This window comes from Streptomyces sp. ICC1 (genome assembly GCF_003287935.1).
GTDB lineage: Bacteria > Actinomycetota > Actinomycetes > Streptomycetales > Streptomycetaceae > Streptomyces > Streptomyces tritrimontium.
This window is the reverse complement of record NZ_CP030287.1, coordinates 6,821,021-6,841,083: the sequence shown is the minus strand read 5'-3', so window position 1 is coordinate 6,841,083 and position 20,063 is coordinate 6,821,021. Positions and strand designations below refer to the sequence as shown.

The following is a 20,063-nucleotide window of genomic DNA, read 5'->3' as shown; positions in this document are numbered from 1 at the left end:
GGCCCATGAAGCGATCCACGACCATGACCACGGCCGCGCTCCTCACCGGCCTGACCCTCTTCGTCACCGCCTGCACGGGCGGATTGGGCGGCTCCGAGGGCACGAAGGACGAGAAGAAGGACTCCGCCGGCTCGGCCGGCGGCAACGGTGGCAACGGCGGCAGCAGCAGCGGTGCGGACGCCGACAACGCCCTCAAGATGCGCAAGTGCCTGCGCGACAACGGCATCGACGCCCCCGACCCCAAGCCGGGCGAGGACCCGCGCGGCATGACCCTGGGCGCCGGTGAGGACCAGGAGGCGCTGCAGAAGGCCATGGAGAAGTGCGGGATGAAGGGCCCGGGATCCGGCGGCGAGATATCCCAGGCGGAGAAGGACAAGGCGCTCGCCCAGGCCAAGTGCATGCGCGACAACGGCTTCGACATGCCGGACCCGGAGTTCAACGGGAACGCGCGGACCGGGGTCTCGCTCCCCGAGGGGGCCGACAAGGACAAGTTCATGGCGCAGCTGAACAAGTGCAGCGAGGACAAGTGAGCAAGCGCGGCACATGGCTCATGGCCTCGCTGGCCGTCGTACTCGCCGTCTCGGGCGGCGGGTACGTGGTCACCGCGCAGGCGGGGACGGACGGCAAGGACGCGAAGGACCAGCGGGCGAACGGCGCGCCGGACTCCACGGCCCCGGTCACGCGCGGCGACCTGAGCTCCGGCCTCAAGGTGGACGGGACGCTCGGGTACGACAAGGAGCACAAGCTCAACGCGGCGGGCGCGGGCGCGGGCGCGGGCCAGGGCGGTGGAGGCGGTACGGGCGCCCCCGGGGCGGGGGGCGCCCGTACCCCCCGCGCCGTCCCGTCCGCGGCCGCCACGGCGACGCCGCGCTGCGCTCGCTCCCGGGCCGGCTCGCCGAGGGCCTGGCGGCGGCGCACGACGGCGACGGCATCGCCGAGCTGCTGCGGACCGTACTCGGCGGGCCCGCCGACCTGGACGCCGTGATGATCTACTCCCTGACCGCCGCCGGCAGCCTGGAGCTCACCGGCAGCGCCGGCATCGACGAGGCCCTGGCCGAGCGGTGGCGCCGCGTCCCCCCGCTCACCGGCATCGCCGCCCACGAGGCCATCGCCGGGCGCCGCGCCCTGTGGCTGGAGGACCCCGCCCAGGACGCCCGGCGCTACCTCCTGATCGGGGACCCGCCGGACCGCTGGCCCGCGCGCGCGTGGCTCCCCGTACCGGGCGACGGCGACGGCCCCCCGCGAGCGGCCATCGGGTTCCTGCGCGCGCATCCGTTCCCCTTCGCGGCCGACACCCGGGCGCTGCTGCGCCGGGCGGCCCGGCTGTGCGCGGGCCCGCTGGGAGCCCCGGAGCGGCCCGGCGACGCCGACGGGGCGGGCGCCGAGGCGACGTCCGTCCAGCGGATCCTGGAAGCGCTGGCCGGGTCCGCGATCCTGCTCACCCCGCTGCGCTCGCCGACCGGCGAGGTGGAGGACTACCGCATCGACGCGGCGGCGCCCGAGTCGGTGGACGTGGCCGGGCGGCGCGGCAAGGAGCTCGTGGGCCGCCGGGTCCTGGAGACGTACCCGACCGTGGCGGGCACCGCGCTGTGGGACGGGTACCTGGACACGCTCACCACGGGAACCGCGTACGAGGGAGAGCCCTTCACCTACGAGGAGGTGGTCGCCGGCCTCCCGCGCCGGTCCGTCTACTCGGTCCGGGCGTCCAGGCTCGCGGACCGCCTCGTCGTGTCCTGGATCCGCCACGACACCGGCGAGCGAGAGGCGCGGCGGCTGGCCGACATGCAGCGGCTGGGCAGCCTCGGCTGGGTGGGCTGGGACCTGGTGACGGACACCGTCACCTGGTCCGACCAGGTCTACGCCGTCTTCGACCGCGACCCCCGGGAGGGGCCGATGACCTGGGAGGAGCTGCCCCGCCACCTCCTCCCCGAGGACCTCCCGGTCCTGGGCGAGGCCATCCGGCGGCTGCTGGGCGAGGGCGAGCCCGTCGACCAGCCGTTCCGGATCGCCACCGCACACGGCGTGCGCCACCTGCGGATCGTCGCCGAGGCCCTGACGGACGCCGACGGCACCCCGGTCGAGGTGCACGGCTTCTTCCAGGACCTCACCGCACAGCACGACGTCGAACTCGCGCTGCGCGAGAGCGAGCGCGCCGTCCTCCTCCAGCGGGGCATGCTCCAGGCCGAACGGGCGCTCGCCGCACGCCTCCAGGACACGCTGCTGCCGATCCCCGAGCAGTCCCTGGAGCTGGCCGGCCTGTGCGTCGACGTCGCCTACGTCCCCTCCGACAGTGGGATCAACGTCGGGGGCGACTGGTACAGCGCCATCGAACTCCCCGACGGGAGCGCCCTGTTCGTCGTCGGAGACGTCGCCGGCCACGGACTGGCGGCCGTGGGCACCATGGCCCAGCTGCGGTTCACCACCAAGGGCATGGCGATCACCGGCTCGGCCCTCCCCGACGTCCTGCGCCGGCTCAACACCCTGCTGCTCCACACCGCTTCGGACCCCTCCGCCACCGCCACGGCCACCATGGTCATGGCCCGCTACCAGCCCTGGGACCGGCGCCTGGTCTGGGTCCGGGCCGGACACCTGCCGCCCCTGCTGGTCCGCGGGGGCCGGGCGGCCTTCCTCGAACAGCCCCGGGGCAGCCTGCTGGGCGCCTCCTCCGAAGCCTCCTACGGGCGGGCCGTCATCGACCTGCTGCCCGGCGACCACCTGCTGCTGTACACCGACGGACTCGTGGAGGAGCCCGGTGAGGACATCGGGACCGGACTCGACCGGCTCGCCGCGGCCACGGTGCGGCTCCTGCGCGAGGGCCGCGGCGAATCCCTCGCCCGGATGCTGGCCGCGCTGTGCACGGGCAACCGCGACGACATCTGCGCGCTGGACATCCACGTCCCCGAAGACGCCCCCGATGCCGACACCGCCCGCCGTCGGCCCTGACCGGGGAGGGGCTCAGCCCGGCCTGCGGGCCGGCGGCGCGTCGAGCTCCAGCCATACGCACTTCCCGCCGTCCACGGGCTCCGACCCCCACGCCCGGGCCAGCCGCTCCACGATGAGCAGCCCGTGGCCTCCGGGCCGGGTCGGGTCGGGCGGGAGCCTGACGGCCGGCGTGACCGGGCTCCCGTCGGTCACCTCGATGCGCAGCCCCCGGTCCGTGCGGCGCAGCAGCAGCGATGTCGGCCCGCCCGCGTGCATGCGGGCATTGGCCACCACTTCGGACACCATCAGCAGGGCGTCCTCGGCGGCCTCGTCCGCTCGGCCCCTGACGGTTCCGTTCCCGGCCACCCTCCCGTTTCCGCTCCCGGCCTCCGGCAGCCACTGCCACTCGGCCAGGGCCCGGCGGGTGAAGTCGCGGCATCGGGTGACGACGTCCGCGGTGTCGTGCAGTACCAGGCGCCGGGTCCGTTCCGGTGGCCGGCGCTCAGTCATCGCTCCTCCTCCGCTACGCGGGCCGGTGATGTGCCAGCGCCGCCTCCACATCGGTGTGGAGCGGGAAGAGCCCGTCCGCGCCGGTGATGTGGAACATCCGCTCTATCGGCTGGTGGAGGCCGATCAGTTCGAGGCTGCCACCGGATTCCCGTACCGCGAGCCGGTTGCGCAGCAGCACGTTCAACCCGGTGGAATCGCAGAAGTCGAGCCTGCTGAAATCGACGAGCAGCCGCTGCCTGCCGCCTGCCCGGGCGGCTTCGAGCGCCTCCCGCAAGGGCCCGGCCGTATCGTGGTCGAGCTCCCCGGCCAGTGCCAGGACGGTGGCCCCCGCGACGGGCCGTACTTCGACCGCGAAGCGGTCTTCGTCAGCCGTCGCCATCACACACCCCCTTCGGGCGGTCTTCCGATCCGGACACACCGCGCCTACCCCCTCGCAGGCCCCCAAACCCGGCGGTGATTCCCCGCCGCCGGGTTTGGGGTCCTGCGAGGGGGTAGCCGCCAGATGGCACCGGCACCGGCACGGTCCGGCGCCCGGGTCACGGTCGGAAGGAGTCGTCATGGCGGAGCGGGATCCCTTCGGAGGCGGGTTCGACGCCCCGATGTACGTCGTCACCGTCGCGGCCGACGGGGAGCGGGCGGGCTGCCTGGTGGGGTTCGCCTCGCAGTGCTCGATCGATCCGCCCCGGTTCGTGGTGTGGCTGTCCGTCGAGAACCGCACCTACCGGGTCGCGCGCGGAGCCTCGGACCTGACCGTGCACGCGCTGAGCCACGGGCAGCGGGAGCTCGCGGAGCTCTTCGGCGGCGAGACGGGCGACCGGGTGGACAAGTTCGCGCGCGTCGACTGGCGCCCCGGGAAGGCGGGCGGGCCGGTGCTCGCCGGGGTCCGGACCTGGTTCACCGGCCGGATCGAGGAGCGGATCGAGGGCGGGGACCACGTGGGCTTCCTGCTGGCGCCCACCGAGGCGTCCGGACCCGCCGGGGGCCCGGAGCCCCGGCCGCTCCGCTACGGCGACGTGTGCGACCTGAAGGCCGGCCACGCGGCCTGACCGCCGGGACTAGGAAGCGGAGCCGCGGGTAGGCGCCCACAGACCTGTCCGTACCACCTCGGAGAAGGAGTGGGTGACCATGCCCCGCGGTTCCAGCCCCAAGCGTGAACGCCAGTACGAGCACATCAAGGAGAGCGCCGAGAAGCGCGGAGAGAGCGCCGAGGTGGCGAAGGAGATCGCCGCACGGACCGTCAACAAGGAACGGGCCCGAGCGGGGGAGTCCAAGACGGCCAGCAGGAGCTCGATCGAGGACATGTCCTCGGCGGAGCGCGGCGGCCGGCGCTCCCACCAGGGCGCGCGGGGGCCGACGTACGACCAGCTCTACGCGGAGGCCCGGCGCCGCAACCTGCACGGCCGCTCCTCCATGGACAAGGCAGCACTGAAGCGCGAGCTCGGCCGCTGAAGCCGGTCTCAGCGTTCCCCGCGCGCGCCGTCGTCGAAGGCCCAGATCAGCGGGGGAGACGAGGTGGCGGCGGCGCACCCGAGCAGGGTCGCGCAGGCGGCGCAGAGCAGCCAGGCGCACAGGCCGACCCGGTGGCGGCGGGTCCAGCTCCCCGGGGACGCCCAGGCGGCGGAGGACCGGGCCGAGGACCAGGAGAACGCCCAGGGCAGGATCCCGCGGCGCAGCCTACGGAGCCTGCGGTCCAGGAGCTGGTCGGCGCGCAGCTCCGACTCGATGCCGTGGAGGATCATCCGTTCCTGCCGGGAGAGCTCGGATCCGTCCATCGCGCAGCCCCTCCCGCCCGTGTCAGGAGAGTCCCGGACCGGCCGGGCCCACGACGGAGAACACGGCGCCGTCGGGGTCCCGCAGGGTGGTCTCGAGGTTGAGGGGCCCCGGGCCCGGGGGCGAGTCCGGGTCCGGGAACGTGCTGCCGCCCAGCGCGGTGGCCGTCTTCACGGCGGCTTCGACATCGGGGACCCGGAAGTGGACGTCCCAGCGCGGCCGCACGTTCGGGTCGGGGGCCTCGGCCAGGGCCCCGCCGCGCAGGCGGGCCACCGTCTGCCTCCCGTGGCGCAGCAGGATGTGGTCGTCCTCCTCCGCGTAGGCCACCTCGCAGCAGCCCGCGTGGTCACAGGCCCACTCCAGGACCTCGCCGTAGAAGATGGCGGCGTCGAAGGCGTTCCTGGTGCGCAGCTCCAGCCAGGCGGGCGCGGCCTCGCCGCCGACACCCCAGTCGGGTATCGCGCTGCCCTGCCAGATCCCGAAGGTCGCCCCGTCGCGGTCGGCGGCGAGCGCCGCCCGGCCGGTGCCGAAGGTCAGGGGGCCGACGGCGACGGTCCCGCTGCGTTCGCGGATGCGCGCGGCCGTGAGGTCGGCGTCGTCCACGGCGAAGTACGGCGTCCAGGCCACGGGGATCGAGAACGCCCGGGCCAGTGCGCCGAGGCCGGCCACCGGGACCCCGTCGAGGAAGCCGACGGAGAAGCCCTCGCCGAGCCGGCCGGGACGGAATTCCCAGCCGAGGACCGCGCCGTAGAACTCTTGGGCGCCACCGAGGTCGCGGGTCATGAGACTGACCCAGCACGGTGCACCGAATGTCTCGTGGCTTGATGTCGACACGCCAGTCCAACCCCATTCGCCTCATGCGACCCGGGCTCTTCCTACATTACTCGCGGGCCCGCCGCGCGCCCCCGCCGCGCGCCCCCGGCGCGGGCGGCGGCCGGCAGCCGCGGGGGCAGTGCCGGGGGCAGCACCCGGGGGCGGCAGCCCGGAGCCGCACTACGGTTTCGGGGCGGATGCGAACCCGATGCATTCGACGTCGATCTGATCGGCGATCTCGGTGAGCACGCCCGCCAGGTCCAGGACGGTCTGCTCGTCGCCCCGCGTCGCCCCCCGGTCCGCCGGCTCCACCCAGTCGGCGGCGAGGCGGCGCAGCAGGTCGGTGACGTGATCGGCGGGTATCAGCAGTGCGCCGTCATCCGCCGGGACCAGCGGGATCGATACCTGGATCATGGATCCGCCTCTCCGAGAAACGTCGTCCGGACGTGTCACCAAGCGGTTACCCGCTCGGCGGCCCGGCAATCGCGCGGCGCGGGCACCCGGTCCGGGCGGCCCTCTCCGCCGACCTCGTCCCGGCCCTGTACCGACCTCGTCCCGGCCCCGCGCCGAACCCGTACCGGCCCCCGCGGCCGGCCACCCGGGCCCGGGCAGGCGCACCGTGCGAAGGGGTCCACGGCCGGTCGGCCGCCCCTCACGGGGACAGGTCTCGACCAGTCCGAAACCTCGTCGTTCGTCGGGGCAAACCTCCTGTGGGAGGAGATCACTGGAACGAAGCAACCCCAACGTTTTTGCCCGTGGAGCCGGGCCCACCGGCGGTTACGGTTCCCCCGGATCCGGACGGATTCAGGATTTTCCCCTCCTTTCCTCCCGCACCGTGAAGCGCACGCACGCCGATCACCGCCCTTACGAAGGAGCGCTCGCCCCGATGACCGTTGACACCAGCCCGGAAGCCCAGCTGGATCCTCCTCAGCAGTCCAGCCTCGGCACGTCGGCTGCCCGCAACCTCGCCACCACGACCAAGTCCGCCCCCCAGATGCAGGAGATCACCTCCCGCTGGCTGCTGCGGATGCTCCCCTGGGTGGAGACCAAGGGCGGCGCCTACCGGGTGAACCGCCGGCTGAGCTACACGGTCGGCGACGGGCGCATCGAGTTCGTCCAGGACGGCGCCCACGTCCGGGTGATCCCCCGCGAGCTCGGCGAACTGGCCCTGCTGCACGGCTTCGACGACGAGGAGGTGCTGGCGGCGATCGCCGGCCGGTGCGCCCAGCGCGACTTCCGTGCCGGCGAGGTGCTGGTCCAGCGCGGCGCCCCCGCCGAGCAGATCCACCTCATCGCCCACGGCCGGATCAGCCAGACCTCGATCGGCAAGTACGGCGACGACGTCACCGTCGCCACCCTCGCCGACGGCGACCGGTTCGGCGAGAACGCCCTGCTGGACGCCGATGCCGCCTGGGACTACACCGCGACCGCGGAGACCGCCGGTACGCTGCTCACGCTCTCCCGCGCCGACTTCGCCGCCGTGCTGGCCGCGGCGCCGCACCTCCAGGCCCACATCGAGCAGTTCAGCTCGCTGCCCCTGCAGCGGCAGAACAAGCACGGCGAGGCCGAGATCGCGTTGTCGGCCGGCCACACCGGCGAGGCCGACCTGCCCGGCACGTTCGTCGACTACGAACTCAAGCCGCGCGAGTACGAACTCTCCATCGCCCAGACGGTCCTGCGGGTCCACACCAGGGTCGCCGACCTCTACAACGGGCCGATGAACCAGACCGAGGAGCAACTCCGGCTGACCATCGAGGCGCTGCGCGAGCGCCAGGAGCACGAGCTGGTCAACAACCGGGAGTTCGGCCTGCTCCACAACGCCGCCTTCAAGCAGCGGATCCAGACCCACTCCGGCCCGCCCACGCCGGACGACCTCGACGAGCTGCTCTGCCGCCGCCGCGGCACCAAGTTCTTCCTGGCCCACCCGCGGACGATCGCGGCGATCGGACGTGAGCTGAACGCCCGCGGGCTCTACCCGGACCACGTCGACGTCGGCGGGCAGCAGGTCCCGGCCTGGCGCGGGGTGCCGATCCTGCCCTGCAACAAGATCCCCATCAGCAAGGAGAACACCAGCTCGATCCTGGCCATGCGAACCGGCGAGGACAACCAGGGCGTCGTCGGCCTGCGCCAGACCGGTCTGCCGGAGGAGTACGAGCCGGGCCTGTCGGTGCGCTTCATGGGCATCGACGAGAAGTCGATCATCTCCTACCTGGTCACCACCTACTACTCCGCCGCGATCCTGGTGCCCGACGCGCTCGGCGTGCTGGAGAACGTGCAGATCGCCCGCCGGAGCGGCTGAGCACCCAGTGCTGTGACCGGAACGGTTCACCGGCACCAGGCCCCCAGCCGACCTTCCCCGGGACGGGACGGCCGGGACAGCCGCGCCCGCCGCGACGGCCCGGGCCTTCCCGGGCCGGCCGAGCCCGCCCGGGATCCGGGACGGCCCCACCACCCCACCGAGGAGTCACGGATGACCGATCCCGGGCCTTCCCCCCTGCAGTCGAGCCTGCCCGCGGCCGCGGCCCATTTCGGGGCCCAGATCCTCGGCGCGGCCCTGGCCCACGCACAAGCCCAGGCGCAGGGCCAGGCGCAAGCCGGAGCCGATGCCTCCGGCGCCCTGACCGCGCTGCCGCCCGCCCTGCCCACCGGCCCCGCGTTTCCCGCCAGGGCCGTGCCCGCGGAAGCGCCCGTGGCCGCGCCCGTACCCGCACCCGGCATCGGCGCCCCGGGTGCCGGGCCGGCGGGGGAGGCCGCCGCCGCGGCCGGGCGGGTGAACCCCGCCCTCGAACGGATCCTGCGCGGCCCCAGCGGCCTGGGCACGGTCGGCCTGCACCCGGCCCGGCGCGAGGGCCCCGCCGTGCCCCCGGCGGCCGCGGAGCCCGGCGCTCCGCCGGCGGGCCGTCCGATCCCCGGGCTCTACCACCACCCGGTGGCGGAGCCCGACCCGGTCCGGGTGGAGGAGGTCAGCCGCAGGATCAAGGCGTGGGCGCTGGACGAGGTGGAGCTGTACCCCGAGGACTGGGAGGACCAGTTCGACGGCTTCTCCGTCGGGCGCTACATGGTCGCCTGCCACCCGGACGCCCCCACCATCGAGCACCTGATGATCGCCACCCGGCTGATGGTCGCCGAGAACGCGGTCGACGACTGCTACTGCGAGGACCACGGCGGCTCGCCCATCGGCCTCGGCGGACGACTCCTGCTCGCGCACACCGCCCTCGACCCCCTCCACACGACGAAGGAGTACGAGCCGCAGTGGGAGCGGTCGCTCCACTCGGACGCGCCCCGGCGGGCCTACCGCTCCGCCATGGAGTACTTCGTCCGGCAATCCACCCCGTCCCAGGCCGACCGGTACCGGCACGACATGGCCCGGCTGCACCTGGGGTACCTCGCGGAGGCGGCCTGGGCCCAGACGGAGTACGTCCCGGAAGTGTGGGAGTACCTGGCCATGCGCCAGTTCAACAACTTCCGCCCCTGCCCCACCATCACCGACACCGTCGGCGGCTACGAACTGCCGGCCGACCTGCACGCCCAGGCGCACATGCAGCGGGTCATCGCGCTCGCCGGCAACGCCACCACGATCGTCAACGACCTGTACTCGTACACCAAGGAACTCGCCGCCCCCGGCCGGCACATGAACCTGCCCGTGGTGATCGCCGAACGCGAGGGGACCTCCGACAAGGAGGCCTACCTGAAGGCGGTCGAGGTCCACAACGAGCTCATGCACGACTTCGAGGCCGAAGCCGCCGCCCTGGCGGCGGCCTGCCCCGTCCCGAGCGTGCTGCGCTTCCTGCGCGGAGTGGCCGTGTGGGTCGACGGCAACCACCACTGGCACCAGACCAACACCTACCGCTACAGCCTGCCCGACTTCTGGTAAGGACGGACCTATTCGTGACCAGCACCGATTTCACACCCGCCACCGTCACCACCGCTGGCCCCTCCGTGACCATCCCCGGGCCCGCGACGCCGTATCAGGGGGACATCGCCCGCTACTGGAACAACGAGGCCCGGCCGGTGAACCTGCGCCTCGGTGACGTCGACGGCCTCTACCACCACCACTACGGCATCGGCGACGTCGACCACTCCGCCCTCGGCGACGCGGACGACAGCGAAGCGGAGAAGAAGCTGGTCGCCGAACTCCACCGGCTGGAGTCGGCGCAGGCCGAACTGCTCCTGGACCACCTCGGCCCCATCGGGCAGGGCGACACGCTCGTGGACGCCGGCTGCGGCCGCGGCGGCTCGATGGTCATGGCCCACCAGCGCTTCGGATGCAAGGTCGAGGGAGTCACCCTGTCGGCCAAGCAGGCCGACTTCGCCAACGGGCGCGCCCGTGAGCTCGGCATCGAGGACCACGTCCGCGCCCGCGTCTGCAACATGCTCGGCACGCCCTTCGAGACCGGGCAGGCAGCGGCCTCGTGGAACAACGAGTCGAGCATGTACGTCGACCTGCACGACCTGTTCGCCGAGCACTCCCGGGTCCTGGAGGTCGGCGGCCGCTACGTGACCGTCACCGGCTGCTGGAACCCGCGTTACGGCCAGCCCTCGAAGTGGGTCTCCCAGATCAACGCGCACTTCGAGTGCAACATCCACTCCCGCCGCGAGTACCTGCGTGCCATGGCCGACAACCGCCTCGTACCGCAGGCCGTCATCGACCTGACCCCCGAGACCCTGCCCTACTGGGAGCTGCGGGCCACGTCCAGGCTGGTCACCGGCATCGAAGAGGCGTTCATCAACTCCTACAAGGACGGCTCCTTCCAGTACGTCCTGATCGCCGCCGACCGCGTCTGACGGGCGCGGGGGCCGCGCCGCCGGCCGTCGCCGCCTCCCGGGGGCCGGGCCCGTCGTCCGACGGGCACGGCCCCCTCGCGCCGGGCCGGAGGCCGGCGTGACTGAGCCGTCCGCAGGCTGGGTACACACCCGGGCAGGCCGACGTCGGGGGGCGTGCATGAAACGGGCATGGCAAGTGGGGCTACCCGTGCTGCTCGCGGGTCTCTTCCTCTGGTGGGCCTCGTACTTCACCACCATCGTGATCTGGGAGTTCCGCAAGATCCTGTCCTGGCTGGCCGTACCGCTGCTGGGGGTCGTCGCCGTCACCGCGGTGTGGCTGCTGGTGAAGCGACTCCGCGGGAAGGGGCGCGATGCCCGCCGGAGCGGCGGAGGCGGCGCGGCGGTCGCCCTGGGCTGGCTGTGCGGGGTCCTCGGGCTGGGCGTCACGATCTGGTGGCTGGTGTACGGCGCGTACCTCCAGGACCGGGAGTACATGCGGGACGTACGGATCGTGGCGGAGGCCGTGCCCGAACTGGCGGCCAGGGCGCCCTACGTGGTCGGCAAAGCGCAGGCCGCTCCGCACCTGGGCGATGTCACCGGCGAGATCTCCGACATCACCTACCTGCCGGACTCGGACCGGTTCGCGACCCTCGTCGAACGGCGCGGCTGGCTGTCCGGATACGAGGTCGGCCTCGTGCAGGACATTCCGCTCGGCGGCAACAGCCGTACGCAGGAACGCTGTTCCTTCGACGTGGACGTGGCCGATGCGAGGATCGGCGGCTGGTTCAACCACAACCTCGGCCGGAAGATCTCGGCGCAGAAGCGCTGGCTGCGCTTCGACGCCGGCGACGCCTACGTCACCTGCTCGGGCGGCACCCCGACCGTGGTCGTCCCGCTGAAGCGCCAGACCGGGACGCTGGTGGTGACCGAGCGGCCCGCCGGACTCGCGCTCTACGACGGCCGGACCGGCAAGCTCACGATCACGACCGACACGGCCGCGGTCCCCGGCCCGTCCTATCCGCTGAGCCTCGCGGCCCGGCAGCGGGAGGGCACCGCGGCGGTCGGCAGCTTCTCCGACTGGTGGTTCGAGCGCAGTGGCTGGGACGAGTCCGAGGACGGCGCCAACGAGGGCAACGAGTCGGAGTTCACCCTGAAGTACCGGGACACGAGCGGCCGCAGCGCGTACGTCACCCCCCTCACCCCGCAGGGGGAGGCCCGCTCGGTCGTGGCCGTGTCCACGGTGCCGACGCGCCACCAGGGCGCCGGGCTGGCGCCGATGACCGTCCACCGGCTCAGTCCGACGTGGTCGTCGCCGAAGGCGCTCGTCGCGCTGATCAAGGCCGAGTACCGGGACGTCTGCTGCTACAACGACGACAGGGTCTTCGAGCTCGTTCCCACCGGCGGCAGCACCTGGACCGCCACGGTCGGCAGCGAACAGAACATCCGCTACCGGGTGGAGGGCAGGGGCCAGGTGGACGGCCGCGAGGCGACGTGCCTGAAGGCGGCCGACGGCGCGCTCATCCGGTGCGCGTACGCGGCACCCGGCTCACCGGAGGAGCGCGAACTCCAGCGTCGGGAGGAGGAGAAGAAACAGAAGCCCGGGAACCCGGCGGACCCGGGCGACCTCACCGGCTACACCCCGGACCAGCTGGCAGACCTCCAGCGCCGCGTCTCCGAGGAGATGCTCCGCCGCCTGAAGGGCTAGGGGGTGTCCTGGCGGGCGGTGGTTGACGCCCACGCCTGGGTGAGGGCGGTGAAGGCGAGGGCCGCCGCGCTCTGGTAGGCGGTTTCGCGGCGCAGCAGGGTCACGGCCGTCTCTTATACACCTCTGACGCTGCCGAAGGACCACTCTGTGTTGATCATGGCCGTGCTGAAGGGTTGGCGCCTCCTACGGAAGCTCCGCTGCAGCACCAACCGGATCACCGACATCGTGAAGGCCGTCCTCGTCCTCCACCACGCCTCAACATGAGGTTGGAAAAGGCTCAGTGGCACGGCGGAGGCCCAGCAGGGAACTGTTCCGAATGCCCGGTGGATATCGTGACTGCCAACGAACACAGCACTGGCCGGAACGGTGGACATCGTCGGGGACGGCGGCGCATGAGGAACGTAGGGGACCCGAGTTTGCCAACTCGGGCGGGCATCGCGACGCCCGGCAGGGACAAGTCCCTGCCGGGCGTCGCGATGGGCGCACCAGCTACAGCGTGGGGTTGTGGCCTGTCCAACTTGCGGTCAGCACCATCAGGTTGGAAGGGGCTTAATGACGCTTACCCTGAGCCCTTGTTGTAAATGGGAATTGAGTCCGCAGGAAAGAACCCGAACCTACTCGCAAGCCCTCGAGGATTAATCAGATCTCACGAAGAAGTAGCTACGCCTTCCAAGGCGGCTGCTCGAACCTGCAGTAGCCGGTTTCCAGATCGACCAGGATTGGAACATTTCCACCAATTCGGTATGGCTTCCCGTTCGGGGATACTCCTCTCGCTGGATAGGAGAAGACGATATTTCCTGGAGATGCGAACTTTTCAGAGATCTCGATCTCGCAGCCCCACTCGTCCCATTTTTCGATGTTGGATCTCCCAAACTGCTCCGCAATTTCCCTCGCTTGGTGCTCCTCAATCGTCAATTCTTGCCGCCTCCCGTATACATGAAGTCCATGTAGCCCATGTGCTGCCATGACAGGTCTGCGTACCCGCCAGCCTGCCCGTCCAGGAACTTAATGTTACCTCCATCGTTCACCGCGTTGAAGAAGTGGCCCCAGTCAACGCCCCCCTTGCTATCGACTGTGAAGCCGTAGACTATGCCGCGTGCCCCATTCCCGCGTTCGAGCAATTCGCGCGAAATGTCATCTCGTCCTTTAGTCGAACGAAATAGGGAACCAAAGTGGGCTTCCAGGTCACTGGCGTCGGTCAGGGGGCCGGGACCGGCAGTTGCGTTCTTGCCCTGTAGGCGAAGGTCGGTCGCAATCGAACATTTTGCGCAATTTGTATTTGATCCAGTCGGATTGACTGACCTGAGGGTTCCGCCTGGCCTCGGAAGACTGCCGCCTGCTGCACCTCCGGTTGCCAGTTCGGTGAAGGTCTCCGCGCATCCTGCTGGGTTGAACAGGCAGGCGGCCAAGATTTCTGGTCCTATTGCGAAAACGACTGGTGCCACTGCTACGCCGCCGGCGACAACTGCGGCGCCGTAGACGATGGTGCAGGTAGTTGTGGTCTGGCAGCCCTGTGAGGGGACTGATTCATTGACCCAGGTGCCGGCTACATAGTGCGGCCCTACAGGGGTACCCGCGGCGCCCTTGCCACTCCCGCGTCCCGGCGGTCCACCTTGCCCGCCGCAGTTGATGCCTGTGGAGTAGTTGCAAACGGGGGATTTGGTCTTCGTTTTAGTCGGGGTGGTTGAGCGGCTTGAGCCGCTACCTCCGCGGCGACAGTCGGGGTCGTTCCCGCACTCGTTGGTTCCGTTACCGGTGCTGCGGTCCCCATCCTTGTTGTTGGTGCCGTCGTTGTTGTAGTCGTTTTCGTAGCAGGAGTTTCCTGAGGCGCCGCACATTTCACGCAGGCCGGTGGGGTCGGAGTATGTTGCCGGGTTGTTGTTGGCGTAGCTGTAGCCGTTGAGTGACTGGTGGAGGTCTGTGCTCAGGAGCGGGTCGATGCTGATGAACTGACCGAGGGCGGGGTCGTATTCACGTGCGCCGATGTGGGTGAGGCCGGTGCTGGTGTCCTGGGGTTTGTCGAGGAAGCGTTTGTCGTCGGGCCAGGTTGTGGTGGCGGGTCCGCGTGGGGCGCCGAAGGGGGTGGTGTACCGCTTGGACACCGTCTGGGTGTCGTCCGCGGACACGGCGAGCGAGGAGGTGCCGTGTCCGTCGCCGGCGACGAAGGACAGCTTGGCGGTGCCGGATTCGTTGGTTAGGACGGCGATTTTGGCGCCGACGATGCCGTAGGAGCGGGTGGCCCACTTCTTGGTGCCCTTGAGGTGGACTTCGTTCGCACCGGCGTAGAGGACGGTTTCGCCGGCCGGGTCGCGCCGGATGAGGAGCTGGCCGTCGGCGTCGTAGACGTAGTCGGTGGCCGTGGTGCCTTCGGTGGTCTTGGCCAACTTGCCCTCCGGACTCCAGGCGAGGGTCTGCGAGGTGGGACTGCCGGGGGTCTCGGCGCGCTTGGTGGTGTTGCCGGTCTTGTCGTAGGTGTACTGGGCGGTGAGGCCGGTGCAGGTGGCGCCGGTGGTAGTGGCCGCGAGGGCGTGCGGGCGGGCCGGGTCGTAACAGTAGGTGCGGGTCTGCGGGGTTCCGGTGTTGGTTTTCTCGGTGGCTCGCTGGCCCGACGCGGTGTACGTGTAGCTGTTCCAGTAGGGGGCGGCGCCGTCGAGGTTGGCGGCGGTGCGCCCGGCGGTCGAGCAGTCGGCGGTCTTCGGGGTCCAGGCTTCGGTCATGCGGCGCTGGGCGTCGTAGGTGAAGCACTGGTTGTCGGCCTTGGTGAATCCGCTGAGCGGGGCCGAGTCGAAGATCGACAGGACGTTGCCGGCCTGGTCGTAGTTGTAGGTCAGCTCCTGCAGCATGCCGTTGTGCGTCTGGTCGTTGACCGTCGAGCGCAGCAGGCGGCGGGTGCCCTCCTCGTAGGTGTTGCCGATGAACGTCTTGCGGACACCGGCCGCGCCGGAGCGGGCCAGGGTGACTTGGTCGACGTCGCCCAGCGGGGAGTACGCCACGTTCTGCACGTAGCCGGTCAGCCCTGTCAGCCCTGTGGGCAGGCCGAAGTCGTTGTAGTGGGTCGTGAGGATTTCGGAGGGCAGGCCGCCTGCAGCGGCGGCGGAGGTGCTTCCGAGGGTGTTGTCGAGCCGGTAGTCGGCTGTGGATTCGGTGGTGGCGGTGATGGCGCCGGAGGTGACGAGCGGGTCGTCGGTGGGGAGGGTGAGGCGGGTCGTGGTGGGGCGGCCCAGGGTGTCGTACGCGGTGACGGACTTGGTGTAGGCCTTGCCGGTCAGGCCACCCTCGTAGCGGATGGCGTCCGTGCCGGCGCCCTTGCGGACGGTGTCGTACGTCCATGCCGCGAGTTTGGTGGCGTCGGACTTCGGGGACGTCCACAGGCCGGTTTTGCGGCCGAGCTCGTCGTACGCCAATTCAAGGACCGTGTTGCGGGCGTCCTTGGTGGTTGCGATCTGGTCGAGGGCCGTATAGGTGAAGGTGGATATGCCCTTGTCGGGGTCGGTGCTGCTTACAGTCCGGCCGAAGAGGTCGTAGCTGTAGCTCCACTTCGCGCTGTCGGGGCCGGTGACCGTTGCGGACTTGCCGTCAACCGTGTGGGTGTGGACGACGCTGGTGTACGCGGTGCCCGGTGTGGTGCCGCCGTAGGCGGGATCGTTCGGTGTGGTGCCGCCGTAGGTACGCGTCTCGGTGGTCCGCCCGAGCGCGTCGGTGATGGTGCGGCTCGCGGTGCCGCCCTGAACGGCGGTGGTGGCGACGGAGTCACCGGTATAGCTGGTGGTGGTGGTCTGCTTCTGCACCCCGTAGACGAGCAGTTTGCTGGTCGTGGCCCGCGCGGCCCCGTCGAAGACGGTCTGCGACTGGGCGGGGGTGCTGCCGTACTCGGCTCGCGTGTAGACGCCTCCGGGAGCCTTGTCCTTGTCCCAGATGTCGGCGTAGGACTCGTAGGCCAGGCCGCGGGAGTCGTAGCGGGTGTCGGTCAGGATCCGGCCGCCGTTCGGCGCCGGCGTCTGGGTCTGCAACGGGCGCAGCAGCGCGTCGCTGATCGCGTACACGGTTTCGTAGCCGCTGCCCGCCGACAGAGTGGACACCGAAGTCCAGGGCTGCTTGCCGCGTTCCAGCAGGTAGTCGTACTTCACACTCGGCGTCAAGGACTTGGCGCGGTTGGGCAGCCAGGTCGCGGTGATGCGGCCCGCGCCGTCGTAGGTGTTGTACGTCGAGCCCATGTTGGGGTTGATGGAGCGCACGGTGGAGCCGCGCAGGTCCGTGTACGTGTACGTCTTGTGCTGCTGGCCGTTGGAGGCGAGCTTCGGTGCGGTGACCACGGTGACCTGCAGCGGGCCGGCGGCGGCCGGGGTGTAGGTGGTCGTGGAGATGTTGCCGGCGGTGTCGGTGGCGCTCAGCGGGCGGCCGAGGTTGGCGGCGCCGGTGTCGTAGGCGATTTTGCCGATGGTCTGCCAGCCGGCTGCGCCGGCCGGGTTGCGGTCGCTGGTGCCGCTGGCGGCCGGGTAGGACTGGGCGCGCCCGGTCCAGGTGGGCAGGCCCAGGGTCGGGGTCTGGTTGGCGCTCCAGGAGGTGGCGGCGTTGTCGTCGTAGACGGTGGCCGTGTCGGACAGGACGTGACCGCGGGTCGCGGAGTTGGCGGGGAGGGTCAGTTTGTCGTCGGTGAGCGAGCACTCGGCCGCGACGGTGCGGGTGCGGGAGGTCAGCCCCGTGATGCCCTTGGCGTCGTTGCGGGCGTACCAGGTGCGGGTGCACGTCTCGTCGCCGGTCTTGGCCGTGTCACCGGACGACGAGATCTGCGTCGGCTGGCCGTAGACGTCGTCGTAGCTGTTGTCGGTGCGGGTGGTGCGCCAGGTGTTCGACGCGGTCAGCAGGGTGTGGCCGTACGTGGTGCCAGTCCGCACGTAGTACGCCTTGATGTTGGCGTAGGACTTCTGCTGGCTCGCGGTTGGCTTGCTCCAGGGGTCGGTGACCGATACGGAGATCGCGGTGGCTCCGTCGTAGGTGATCGCTTGGCGCTGGAACCCGCGGTATTGGTCGTCGTCGTTTATGTCGGGGATCGTCAGACCGGGTACCGCGACGGCCGCGACGGTGGTGGTGCGGGTGGCACCGCCGGCTTTGCGGGTGTCGCCGCGCATGCCTTGCATGTAGACCTTGACGGTCTTGGAGCGGGTCTTGCCGACGACTCCGGTGTAGGCGGTGACCTTGCCGTAGCCGCGCCAGTCCGACCAGGTCCGCTCCTTCTCGGGGGTCAGCGGGTCGTCGTTGTGGTGCCAGCCGGGGTTCGCGTACTCGTAGGAGTACTCCACGAGGTCGTTCTGGCCGGCCGGGTCGGCGATGGTGACGGCGGCGACGTTGTACTTGTGGAACCAGTCGAGCTTGGGGTCGCCGCCGTTGATCGGCCAGTACACCGGGTAGCAGGACAGCGCGTTGTCGTCCTCGGCCACCGGCATCTTGCTGCCGCGCACGCACTCCGGGTTGGAGAGGGTGACGGTGGTGATGGCACCGGCTTCGGAGGTGATCGTGTTGATGCGGGGACGGTTCAGCGGGACGATGTTGTCCCCGTCCACGTCTACCCGGTTCGGCTTCATGTGGTAGGTGAAGTCCACGGGCGGGACCGTCACCGTCCCGCCGTTGTTGCCGGTGCGCTTGATGGATTTCAGGACCAGGCTCTGGTCGCTGGTGTCGCCGAGGTCGCCGGCGTCCAGGTATTCCTGGGTCAGGTCGAGAGTGTCGATGAGCGCATAGTTGTCAGGCTCCAGGGCCGTGGACCACGCGTACGTCTTCACATTCGTCATGCGCTTGCGCGTGAAGAACGCCGGACCGGTGGACCTGCAGTCGGGCGCCGAGGCCTCGCAGATCGCCTCGAAGGGGACGTCGGGCCAGTTGTCCGAGGTGTCCTTCGTCAACGAGGTGCAGTTCGCGGCGAAGCAGCGCTCTTCGTAGCCGAAGGTGACCTTGTGGGAGGTGATCCCGGTGAAGAGGGTGTCGGTGCGCTGGCCGTAGCGGATCTCGGAGAGGGTTCCGCCGCGGGTGTAGGACGCGAGGCCGGTTTTGTCGCCGTTCTTGGCGTAACTGTTGGTCTCGGCCGCGTACCAGTAGGTGGCGGCGTTGCCGTGGACGTCCTGGACCAGGTCCAGGTTCCAACGCCAGGCCTGGACCTCGGAGCGGCCGGCGAAGGTGGAGCCCTTGGTGTAGCCGGGCTCGCCCGAATCGTCACCGAAGACGGGGACGGTCCAGGCGGAGTTGGTGCGCTCGGCCCCGGCGCCCGGCAGCTTGTTCAAGCCGAAGGTGTAGGTCGTGCCGTCGCCGGTGACCACCTTCCAGAACTCGCCGTCGCCGTCGCCGTTGTCGGCGCCGGTGCCCCAGGTGACCTGGGAGGCGTCGTCGTCCTTGAGGCGCCACTTGCCGCTGGTGTCGTCCTTGACGAGCTCGCTGGACTTGCCGTTCAGGACGAGCGAGGCGTTCTCGTACTTCCAGCAGAGGTCGAACTTGTCCTTCTGGCCGTCGTCGTCACAGGAGCCGTACTTGCGTTCGACGTAGGAGGACGTCAGGTCGAAGCCCTCACCGATCTGGGAGCCCTGATTGTTGGAGTTCGCGGTCCGGCCGTCGATGCTGCCCGAGCTGTACGAGAACGACAGCGAGGGCGTGGGACCGGACGCCGGCGCCGGGACCCCTACCGGATAGGACCAGGTGAAGGCGCCGGCGGAGGAGCCGGACTCCCAGCTGGAGGACGCGGACAGCGGGGTCGCCGCGAGGTCACCGCCGCCCACGGGCGAAGCGGTCTGTGTGGCCATGACAGCGAAGACCGCCGGGGCCTGCGCCGGGGGAGCCTTGGACTTGGATGCGGCCGGGGTACCGGCGGGAAGGGAGGCGACGTCGGCGGTCAGCGTCTGGTTCTTGATGCTGTTCGCCGAGGGCAGCGGCGTGGCCTTACGGCACTCCGCCTTCTCGGGAGTCGTCAGCGCACACGCGGGCAGGCTGACCAGCCCAAGCCGGGTCGACCAGCCACCACCGACCGCGGAGGCGAAGGAACCGTAGTCGACACTCAGCTGCGCCGGACCGTCGCTGGTGTTGGTCGCGGTGAACAGAACGCCGGTGATCCCGGCCTTCTGTGCCGCCTTCTGGTCCAGGACCTTGACGGTGGACTTTCCGGCGCCGCTCGCGGGCGCGGCAGCGGCGGGCGCGGCCGGTCCCTTGGGAAGTGCCGGATTGAGCAGCGGGCTCTTGGCCCGGGCCGTGGACCGTACGTCGACCAACGGGCGTGAACCCGACCGGGCGGCCGAACCGCTCTGCTCGAGCGTGGCTGCCTTGGGCCAGTTCGCCTTGGCTTCGGTGCGGGCCCGGTCTGCTTGGGCCTTGTTCTCCGCCTGGGTCTTGGCGACCGCCTCGCGTGCCGCCTTGGCGCCCTGGGCGTTGACGGCCTTGACCTTGGCGTCCTTGTGCTTGGCGATCTTCGGGGCGCCGGGAAGGTCAGCGGCTCCCGCGATCGGCGTGAGGGCCCCTGACGCCACGACGGCGAGTGTGAGGGCGCCTATCAGAGGCAGTCTGTAGCGGACCCTTCCGCCTGGTGAACGGCTTGGCATGC

The 20,063-nt window shown here is 70.6% G+C and carries 16 protein-coding genes and 1 pseudogene; 10 read left to right on the top strand and 7 right to left on the bottom strand.

From position 1 onward, the window contains the following. The first annotated feature begins 5 nt into the window (after positions 1-5). Genes DRB96_RS32020 through DRB96_RS32010 form a run of 3 tightly spaced genes read left to right on the top strand, consistent with a single transcriptional unit; the run spans position 6 to position 2,943 of the window. Positions 6-530 (top strand): hypothetical protein, encoded by a 525-nt coding sequence (locus tag DRB96_RS32020; protein WP_162688799.1) that lies wholly within the window; start codon positions 6-8, stop codon positions 528-530. Further along, positions 527-985, top strand: a complete 459-nt coding sequence (locus DRB96_RS43940; protein WP_204358129.1) for a hypothetical protein — start codon at positions 527-529, stop codon at positions 983-985. Before DRB96_RS32020 ends, DRB96_RS43940 begins: the two co-directional genes overlap by 4 nt. Beyond that, complete coding sequence (locus DRB96_RS32010) at positions 985-2,943, top strand: PP2C family protein-serine/threonine phosphatase (RefSeq protein WP_239517784.1); 1,959 nt, start codon at positions 985-987, stop codon at positions 2,941-2,943. The genes DRB96_RS43940 and DRB96_RS32010 overlap by 1 nt, the downstream gene beginning before the upstream one ends. Positions 2,944-2,955: 12 nt before the next feature. Here DRB96_RS32010 and DRB96_RS32005 read toward each other — a convergent pair whose 3' ends face one another. Continuing rightward, entirely contained in the window at positions 2,956-3,432 is a 477-nt protein-coding gene (locus DRB96_RS32005) for an ATP-binding protein (RefSeq protein ID WP_112451603.1), read from the bottom strand. Between the two features lie 13 nt (positions 3,433-3,445). Next, positions 3,446-3,811 (bottom strand): STAS domain-containing protein, encoded by a 366-nt coding sequence (locus DRB96_RS32000; protein ID WP_112451602.1) that lies wholly within the window; start codon positions 3,809-3,811, stop codon positions 3,446-3,448. Positions 3,812-3,989: 178 nt separating this feature from the next. Between DRB96_RS32000 and DRB96_RS31995 the strand changes: the two genes are divergently transcribed. Together DRB96_RS31995 and DRB96_RS31990 are read left to right on the top strand one after the other, a co-directional pair. Further along, positions 3,990-4,478, top strand: coding sequence for a flavin reductase family protein (locus DRB96_RS31995; RefSeq protein ID WP_112451601.1), 489 nt, complete (start codon positions 3,990-3,992; stop codon positions 4,476-4,478). 79 nt (positions 4,479-4,557) lie between these two features. Beyond that, positions 4,558-4,881 carry a plasmid stabilization protein gene (locus tag DRB96_RS31990; protein ID WP_112451600.1) on the top strand — a complete coding sequence of 108 codons (324 nt, stop codon included), beginning with the start codon at positions 4,558-4,560 and terminating at the stop codon, positions 4,879-4,881. Positions 4,882-4,889: 8 nt separating this feature from the next. Here DRB96_RS31990 and DRB96_RS31985 read toward each other — a convergent pair whose 3' ends face one another. The 3 genes from DRB96_RS31985 to DRB96_RS31975 all read right to left on the bottom strand — a co-directional run bounded on the left by DRB96_RS31985 (position 4,890) and on the right by DRB96_RS31975 (position 6,429). After that, on the bottom strand, positions 4,890-5,204 hold the full coding sequence (locus DRB96_RS31985; protein ID WP_112451599.1) for a hypothetical protein: 315 nt from the start codon (positions 5,202-5,204) through the stop codon (positions 4,890-4,892). A gap of 22 nt (positions 5,205-5,226) precedes the next feature. After that, a complete protein-coding gene (locus DRB96_RS31980; protein ID WP_162688805.1) occupies positions 5,227-5,985 on the bottom strand; it encodes a VOC family protein in 759 nt (252 codons plus the stop codon). 210 nt (positions 5,986-6,195) lie between these two features. Then, positions 6,196-6,429 carry a DUF6213 family protein gene (locus tag DRB96_RS31975; protein WP_112451597.1) on the bottom strand — a complete coding sequence of 78 codons (234 nt, stop codon included), beginning with the start codon at positions 6,427-6,429 and terminating at the stop codon, positions 6,196-6,198. 472 nt (positions 6,430-6,901) lie between these two features. Here DRB96_RS31975 and DRB96_RS31970 point away from each other — a divergent pair, with 472 nt between their 5' ends. From DRB96_RS31970 to DRB96_RS31950, 5 genes and pseudogenes are all read left to right on the top strand, one after another. Beyond that, on the top strand, positions 6,902-8,314 hold the full coding sequence (locus DRB96_RS31970) for a family 2B encapsulin nanocompartment shell protein (RefSeq protein WP_112451596.1): 1,413 nt from the start codon (positions 6,902-6,904) through the stop codon (positions 8,312-8,314). Positions 8,315-8,485: 171 nt separating this feature from the next. Continuing rightward, the gene (locus DRB96_RS31965; protein ID WP_112451595.1) at positions 8,486-9,889 is read left to right on the top strand and encodes a family 2 encapsulin nanocompartment cargo protein terpene cyclase; all 1,404 of its coding nucleotides are present in this window, start codon (positions 8,486-8,488) and stop codon (positions 9,887-9,889) included. A gap of 14 nt (positions 9,890-9,903) precedes the next feature. Further along, a complete protein-coding gene (locus DRB96_RS31960; protein ID WP_112451594.1) occupies positions 9,904-10,800 on the top strand; it encodes a geranyl diphosphate 2-C-methyltransferase in 897 nt (298 codons plus the stop codon). 187 nt (positions 10,801-10,987) lie between these two features. Beyond that, a complete protein-coding gene (locus DRB96_RS31955; RefSeq protein ID WP_239516418.1) occupies positions 10,988-12,484 on the top strand; it encodes a hypothetical protein in 1,497 nt (498 codons plus the stop codon). Positions 12,485-12,643: 159 nt separating this feature from the next. Next, positions 12,644-12,748: pseudogene (locus tag DRB96_RS31950) on the top strand (IS5/IS1182 family transposase); the annotation flags it as partial. Positions 12,749-13,144: 396 nt separating this feature from the next. Here the strand turns inward: DRB96_RS31950 and DRB96_RS43305 are convergent. Both DRB96_RS43305 and DRB96_RS46075 read right to left on the bottom strand, forming a co-directional pair. Then, on the bottom strand, positions 13,145-13,399 hold the full coding sequence (locus DRB96_RS43305; protein WP_162688943.1) for a hypothetical protein: 255 nt from the start codon (positions 13,397-13,399) through the stop codon (positions 13,145-13,147). Next, complete coding sequence (locus DRB96_RS46075) at positions 13,396-19,989, bottom strand: RHS repeat-associated core domain-containing protein (protein WP_275432035.1); 6,594 nt, start codon at positions 19,987-19,989, stop codon at positions 13,396-13,398. Before DRB96_RS46075 ends, DRB96_RS43305 begins: the two co-directional genes overlap by 4 nt. Positions 19,990-20,063: the final 74 nt, after the last annotated feature.

Bases quoted from the DNA above. Each gene is read 5' to 3' on its own strand.
- DRB96_RS32020 (WP_162688799.1), top strand. From the start codon at position 6: ATGAAGCGATCCACGACCATGACCACGGCCGCGCTCCTCACCGGCCTG.
- DRB96_RS32010 (WP_239517784.1), top strand. From the start codon at position 985: ATGATCTACTCCCTGACCGCCGCCGGCAGCCTGGAGCTCACCGGCAGC.
- DRB96_RS32005 (WP_112451603.1), bottom strand. From the start codon at position 3,432: ATGACTGAGCGCCGGCCACCGGAACGGACCCGGCGCCTGGTACTGCAC.
- DRB96_RS32000 (WP_112451602.1), bottom strand. From the start codon at position 3,811: ATGGCGACGGCTGACGAAGACCGCTTCGCGGTCGAAGTACGGCCCGTC.
- DRB96_RS31995 (WP_112451601.1), top strand. From the start codon at position 3,990: ATGGCGGAGCGGGATCCCTTCGGAGGCGGGTTCGACGCCCCGATGTAC.
- DRB96_RS31990 (WP_112451600.1), top strand. From the start codon at position 4,558: ATGCCCCGCGGTTCCAGCCCCAAGCGTGAACGCCAGTACGAGCACATC.
- DRB96_RS31985 (WP_112451599.1), bottom strand. From the start codon at position 5,204: ATGGACGGATCCGAGCTCTCCCGGCAGGAACGGATGATCCTCCACGGC.
- DRB96_RS31980 (WP_162688805.1), bottom strand. From the start codon at position 5,985: ATGACCCGCGACCTCGGTGGCGCCCAAGAGTTCTACGGCGCGGTCCTC.
- DRB96_RS31975 (WP_112451597.1), bottom strand. From the start codon at position 6,429: ATGATCCAGGTATCGATCCCGCTGGTCCCGGCGGATGACGGCGCACTG.
- DRB96_RS31970 (WP_112451596.1), top strand. From the start codon at position 6,902: ATGACCGTTGACACCAGCCCGGAAGCCCAGCTGGATCCTCCTCAGCAG.
- DRB96_RS31965 (WP_112451595.1), top strand. From the start codon at position 8,486: ATGACCGATCCCGGGCCTTCCCCCCTGCAGTCGAGCCTGCCCGCGGCC.